Origin of the sequence: Streptomyces sp. SID9727 (genome assembly GCF_010550605.1) — a bacterium.
Classification (GTDB): domain Bacteria; phylum Actinomycetota; class Actinomycetes; order Streptomycetales; family Streptomycetaceae; genus Streptomyces.
In genome coordinates, this window is record NZ_JAAGNI010000035.1 from 1 (window position 1) to 5,487 (window position 5,487).

The 5,487-nt window shown below is 67.8% G+C and carries 9 protein-coding genes; 1 reads left to right on the plus strand and 8 read right to left on the minus strand.

Going from position 1 to position 5,487, the window contains the following annotated elements; translation table 11 throughout:
• The 8 genes from rpsC to rpsJ all read right to left on the minus strand — a co-directional run.
• Window positions 1-730 (minus strand): 30S ribosomal protein S3 (gene rpsC, locus G3I41_RS01890; protein ID WP_161207133.1); only part of this gene is annotated, 730 nt, incomplete at its 3' end.
• Window positions 730-1,077, minus strand: a complete 348-nt coding sequence (rplV, locus tag G3I41_RS01895) for a 50S ribosomal protein L22 (RefSeq protein WP_004571827.1) — start codon at window positions 1,075-1,077, stop codon at window positions 730-732. The genes rpsC and rplV, both read right to left, overlap by 1 nt.
• A 40-nt stretch (window positions 1,078-1,117) precedes the next feature.
• Window positions 1,118-1,399 carry a 30S ribosomal protein S19 gene (gene rpsS / locus G3I41_RS01900; RefSeq protein ID WP_018101224.1) on the minus strand — a complete coding sequence of 94 codons (282 nt, stop codon included), beginning with the start codon at window positions 1,397-1,399 and terminating at the stop codon, window positions 1,118-1,120.
• A 12-nt stretch (window positions 1,400-1,411) separates the two neighbouring features.
• Window positions 1,412-2,248: a 50S ribosomal protein L2 gene (gene rplB / locus G3I41_RS01905; RefSeq protein WP_111337415.1), complete on the minus strand. Its 837-nt coding sequence runs from the start codon at window positions 2,246-2,248 to the stop codon at window positions 1,412-1,414.
• A 38-nt stretch (window positions 2,249-2,286) separates the two neighbouring features.
• A complete protein-coding gene (gene rplW / locus G3I41_RS01910; RefSeq protein WP_003966958.1) occupies window positions 2,287-2,610 on the minus strand; it encodes a 50S ribosomal protein L23 in 324 nt (107 codons plus the stop codon).
• The gene (gene rplD, locus G3I41_RS01915) at window positions 2,610-3,260 is read right to left on the minus strand and encodes a 50S ribosomal protein L4 (protein WP_111337409.1); all 651 of its coding nucleotides are present in this window, start codon (window positions 3,258-3,260) and stop codon (window positions 2,610-2,612) included. Before rplD ends, rplW begins: the two co-directional genes overlap by 1 nt.
• Window positions 3,261-3,264: 4 nt before the next feature.
• Window positions 3,265-3,909 (minus strand): 50S ribosomal protein L3, encoded by a 645-nt coding sequence (gene rplC, locus G3I41_RS01920; RefSeq protein WP_018101228.1) that lies wholly within the window; start codon window positions 3,907-3,909, stop codon window positions 3,265-3,267.
• 14 nt (window positions 3,910-3,923) lie between these two features.
• A complete protein-coding gene (gene rpsJ / locus G3I41_RS01925) occupies window positions 3,924-4,232 on the minus strand; it encodes a 30S ribosomal protein S10 (protein WP_003948644.1) in 309 nt (102 codons plus the stop codon).
• Window positions 4,233-4,744: 512 nt separating this feature from the next.
• On the opposite strand from rpsJ, the gene G3I41_RS01930 reads away from it, so the two are divergent.
• Window positions 4,745-5,487: RNA ligase family protein (locus tag G3I41_RS01930; protein WP_164398549.1), on the plus strand; the 743-nt coding region annotated here is incomplete at its 3' end.

The window sequence follows — 5,487 nt, forward strand, 5'->3', positions numbered from 1 at the left end:
CACGCTCGCCACCGCGGCCACCGCGGCCGGCCGGGCGGTCAGCGCCGCCACGGGCCGGGCGGTTGCCCGCACGGGCAGCAGCGTTCTCGGCGCGGACCTCGGCGATGTTCTTGACGTCGCCCTTGTAGATCCAGACCTTCACGCCGATGCGGCCGAAGGTCGTCTTGGCCTCGAAGAAGCCGTAGTCGACGTTCGCGCGGAGCGTGTGCAGGGGCACACGGCCCTCGCGGTAGAACTCCGAGCGGGACATCTCGGCGCCGCCGAGGCGGCCGCCGCACTGGACCTTGATGCCCTTGGCGCCGGCCTTCATCGTGCTCTGCATGCTCTTGCGCATGGCACGACGGAAGGAGACGCGGGAGGAGAGCTGCTCGGCGACGGCCTGGGCCACCAGCTGAGCGTCCACCTCGGGGTTCTTGACCTCGAGGATGTTCAGCTGGACCTGCTTGCCGGTCAGCTTCTCCAGCTCGCCGCGGATGCGGTCGGCCTCGGCGCCGCGGCGGCCGATGACGATGCCCGGGCGAGCGGTGTGGATGTCGACGCGGACGCGGTCGCGGGTGCGCTCGATCTCAACCTTCGAGATGCCGGCGCGCTCCATGCCCTTCGTCATCATGCGACGAATGGCGACGTCTTCCTTGACGTAGTCCTTGTACAGCTTGTCGGCGTACCAGCGGGACTTGAAGTCCGTGGTGATGCCGAGCCGGAACCCGTGCGGGTTTACCTTCTGGCCCATTACCGGGTTCCTTCCTTGCTGCTGACGACCACGGTGATGTGGCTGGTCCGCTTACGGATCCGGTAGGCACGGCCCTGGGCACGCGGACGGAACCGCTTCAGGGTCGGGCCCTCATCCACGTACGCCTCGCTGATGACCAGCGAAGAGGCGTCGGTGTGGTCGTAGTTGTGTGCGGCGTTGGCAATGGCGCTGTCCAGCACCTTGCCGACCGGCACGCTCGCGGCCTGCGGGGCGAAACGCAGGACCGCCTGAGCCTCCGTGGCATCCATGCCACGGATGAGGTCCACCACGCGGCGGGCCTTCATGGGCGTGACGCGGATGTACCGCGCCTGGGCCCTGGCTTCCATGGTTGTCCCTTCGGTGTAAGTCATAGTCAGTCACCCCGCGTTAGCGGCGCTTCGACTTCCGGTCGTCCTTGACGTGGCCGCGGAAGGTGCGAGTCGGCGAGAACTCGCCGAGCTTGTGGCCGACCATCGACTCGGTGACGAACACCGGGACGTGGATCTTGCCGTTGTGCACCGCGATGGTGTGACCCAGCATGGCCGGGACGATCATCGAGCGACGGGACCAGGTCTTGATGACGTTCTTGGTGCCGGCCTCGTTCTGTACGTCCACCTTCTTGGCGAGGTGGCCGTCGACGAAGGGCCCCTTCTTGAGACTGCGCGGCATCTAAACCCGCTCCTAGCGCTTCTTGTTCGTCTTGCGGCGGCGGACGATGTACTTGTTCGACGCCTTCTTGGGCGAACGAGTACGACCTTCCTTCTTACCCCACGGCGAAACCGGGTGACGGCCACCGGAGGTCTTACCCTCACCACCACCGTGCGGGTGGTCGACCGGGTTCATCACGACACCACGGACGGTCGGGCGGACGCCCTTCCACCGCATGCGGCCGGCCTTGCCCCAGTTGATGTTCGACTGCTCGGCGTTGCCGACCTCGCCGATGGTGGCGCGGCAGCGGGCGTCGACCAGGCGGATCTCACCCGACGGCATACGAAGGTGGGCCATGGTGCCCTCCTTCGCCAGCAGCTGCACGGAGGCACCCGCGGAGCGGGCGAACTTCGCGCCGCCGCCGGGCCGCAGCTCGATGGCGTGGATGGTCGTACCGACCGGGATGTTGCGCAGCGCCAGGTTGTTGCCGGGCTTGATGTCGGCGGCCGGGCCGTTCTCGACACGGTCGCCCTGCGCCAGGCCACGCGGCGCGATGATGTAGCGCTTCTCGCCATCCGCGTAGTGCAGGAGCGCGATGCGCGCGGTGCGGTTGGGGTCGTACTCGATGTGCGCGACCTTGGCCGGCACGCCGTCCTTGTCGTGACGACGGAAGTCGATCACGCGGTAGGCGCGCTTGTGGCCACCACCCTGGTGGCGAACGGTCACACGACCGGTGTTGTTACGGCCGCCCTTGTTGTGCAGGGGGCGGACCAGCGACTTCTCCGGCGTGGACCGCGTGATCTCGACAAAGTCGGCGACGCTGGAGCCACGACGGCCCGGGGTCGTCGGCTTGTACTTGCGGATACCCATTTCTCAGTCCTCGTCCGATTCCGGACGACTCGGCCTCACTAGGAGGTCGGGCCGCCGAAGATGTCGATACGGTCGCCCTCAGCGAGGGTCACGATGGCGCGCTTGGTGTCGGCGCGCTTGCCGAAACCGGTGCGGGTGCGCTTGCGCTTGCCCTGGCGGTTGATCGTGTTGACCCCGGTGACCTTGACCGAGAAGACCGCCTCGACGGCCTGCTTGATCTGGGTCTTGTTGGAGCCCGGCGCGACGATGAACGTGTACTTGTTCTCGTCGAGCAGCGCGTAGCTCTTCTCCGAGACAACCGGCTTGACGAGAACGTCGCGCGGGTCGGAGTAGGTCTTGCTGGTAACGGTCGCCTCGCTCATCAGGCGTCGCTCCCTTCGGTCTCAGCGGTCTGGGGGCCAGACACGAAGGACTCGAAGGCGGCCTGGGTGAAGACCACGTCGTCAGAGACGATCACGTCGTACGTGTTCAGCTGGCCCGGCTCCAGGATGTGCACCTGGGGCAGGTTGCGTGCGGAGAGCCACGCGGCCTCGTCGTTGCGGTCGACGACCAGGAGCAGGTTCTTGCGCTCCGAGATCTTGCCGAACAGCGTCTTGGCGGCCTTCGTGGAGATCCCACCCTCGACCACGCCGGTGACGACGTGGATGCGGGAGTGACGCGCCCGGTCGGAGAGGGCACCGCGGAGGGCGGCGGCCTTCATCTTCTTCGGGGTGCGCTGCGAGTAGTCACGCGGCTGCGGGCCGTGGACGACGCCACCGCCGACGAACTGCGGCGCACGGGTCGAACCCTGGCGCGCGCGGCCGGTGCCCTTCTGGCGGTAAGGCTTGCGCCCACCACCGCGGACCTCGCCACGGGACTTGGTCTTGTGCGTGCCCTGACGGGCAGCTGCCAGCTGTGCGACGACGACCTGGTGGATCAGCGGAACGCTGGTCTTCGCGTCGAAGATCTCCGCGGGGAGCTCGACGGTACCGGCCTTGTCGCCTGCCGGCGAAAGGATGTCAATGGTGCTCATTACCTCAAGCCCCCTTGGCCGCGGTACGGACCAGGACGAGGCCGCCGTTCGGACCGGGGACCGCGCCCTTGATGAGGAGCAGACCCTTCTCCGCGTCAACCGCGTGGATGGTCAGGTTCTGGGTGGTGACGCGCTCGTTACCCATCCGACCGGCCATGCGCATGCCCTTGAAGACACGCCCAGGGGTGGCGCAGCCACCGATCGAACCGGGGGAACGGTGCTTGCGCTGCACGCCGTGACCGGCGCCGAGGCCCCGGAAGTTGTGACGCTTCATGACACCGGCGAAGCCCTTGCCCTTGCTCTTGCCCGTGACGTCAACCTTGACGCCGGACTCGAACACCTCGGCATTGATCTCCTGGCCGAGCGTGTACTCGCTCGCGTCAGGAGTGCGGATCTCCACCAGGTGGCGGCGCGGGGTGACGTCGGCCTTGGCGAAGTGACCCTTGAGGGGCTTGTTCACCTTGCGCGGGTCGATCTCGCCGAAGGCGATCTGCACCGACTCGTAGCCGTCGCTGTCGTTCGTACGGACCTGCGTCACGACGCACGGACCGGCCTTGACGACGGTCACCGGGACAACCCGGTTGTTCTCGTCCCAGACCTGGGTCATGCCGAGCTTCTCGCCCAGGACGCCCTTGATGTTCTTGCTCATCTCGGCCCGTCCCCTCAGAGCTTGATCTCGATGTCGACGCCAGCCGGCAGGTCGAGGCGCATCAGCGAGTCAACCGTCTTCGGCGTGGGGTCGAGAATGTCGATGAGGCGCTTGTGCGTGCGCATCTCGAAGTGCTCGCGAGAGTCCTTGTACTTGTGCGGCGACTTGATGACGCAGTACACGTTCTTCTCAGTGGGCAGCGGCACCGGGCCCGCGACCGACGCACCAGTGCGGGTCACCGTCTCGACGATCTTCTTCGCCGAGGAGTCGATGACCTCGTGGTCGTAGGCCTTGAGCCGGATGCGGATCTTCTGTCCCGCCATGGCTACTAGTAGTCCTGTCTCTCGTTTAACGCTCTGGAACCCGGGGTTCGGTAACTTCCCCTCCGACCCACGCGGTCGGGCGTGTCGCATCCCCTCTACGCAGAAGTCCCGAAGGATTTCCCAACCAAGGGGGTGCGGGCCGAAGACCACGCTGCCGGGGGAGAAACCCCACCGGGTGCCTGGCCGGTGCCCCACTTACGCTTCCCGGAAGATTCCCGTACGTCCGGCCCGCATGGGGCCGACGAGTACTGTGGGACTCGCTTCCGGTCCTCCCGGCGGGAGGCGCGCAGCATTGACACTCAACCGAGCAACCTGGCTAGTGTGCCATACGGGCTGCGAGCCTGGCCAATCGGGCCGAGGATCTTACCCCGGCCGAGTGGATGCTCAAACGCGGGCACGCATCGGGGCGACCCCGGGCCCGGCCCTCTCCCCTTTTATCCGTTCGTACGCGCAAGCCCCCCGCCCCTACAGTTTCCGGCCGGGCACAACGACGGTACGGGGGCGGGAAGACCATGCGGACGCACTATCCACGGACCCCTCATCTGCCCTGGTCGCCCGGGGCCACGTCCGACGACGTGCGGATGACGGACCTCGACGCGCTGGCCGGTACCGAGGTCGTCGTCACCGAGAAGCTGGACGGCGAGAACACCACGTTGTACGCGGACGGGCTGCACGCCCGTTCGCTGGACTCGGCGCACCATCCGTCCCGGACCTGGGTGAAGGCCCTCCAGGCCCGCGTCGGCGCCCGCATCCCGGCGGGGTGGCGGATCTGCGGCGAGAACATGTTCGCGCGGCACTCCCTCGCGTACGAGGCGCTGGAGAGCCACTTCTACGGGTTCTCCGTGTGGGACGGCGACCGCTGTCTGGGCTGGGACCGGACCGTGGAGTTCCTGCGCTCCCTGGGCATCCCGGCGCCGCCGGTCCTGTGGCGCGGGGTGTTCGACGCGAAGGCGGTGCGCGCGCTGAAGCCGGACACCGGGCGGCAGGAGGGGTACGTCGTCCGGCCGGCGGAGAGCTTTCCGGCAGCGCAGTTCGGGCGCCTCGTCGGCAAGTGGGTGCGGCCGGGGCATGTGGTGACCGATACGCACTGGATGCACGCGGAGGTCGTGGAGAACGGGCTGGGCCCGGCGGCGGCGCTGTGGGCGGTACGGAGCGGGGCACCGGTGGACGCGGCGGCGCTGGCGGCGGCGGTGGGTGCCGGTCCGGAGAGCGACCCGAAGCCCGCCCTCGCCGCCGCCGACGCCCTCGACGCCCT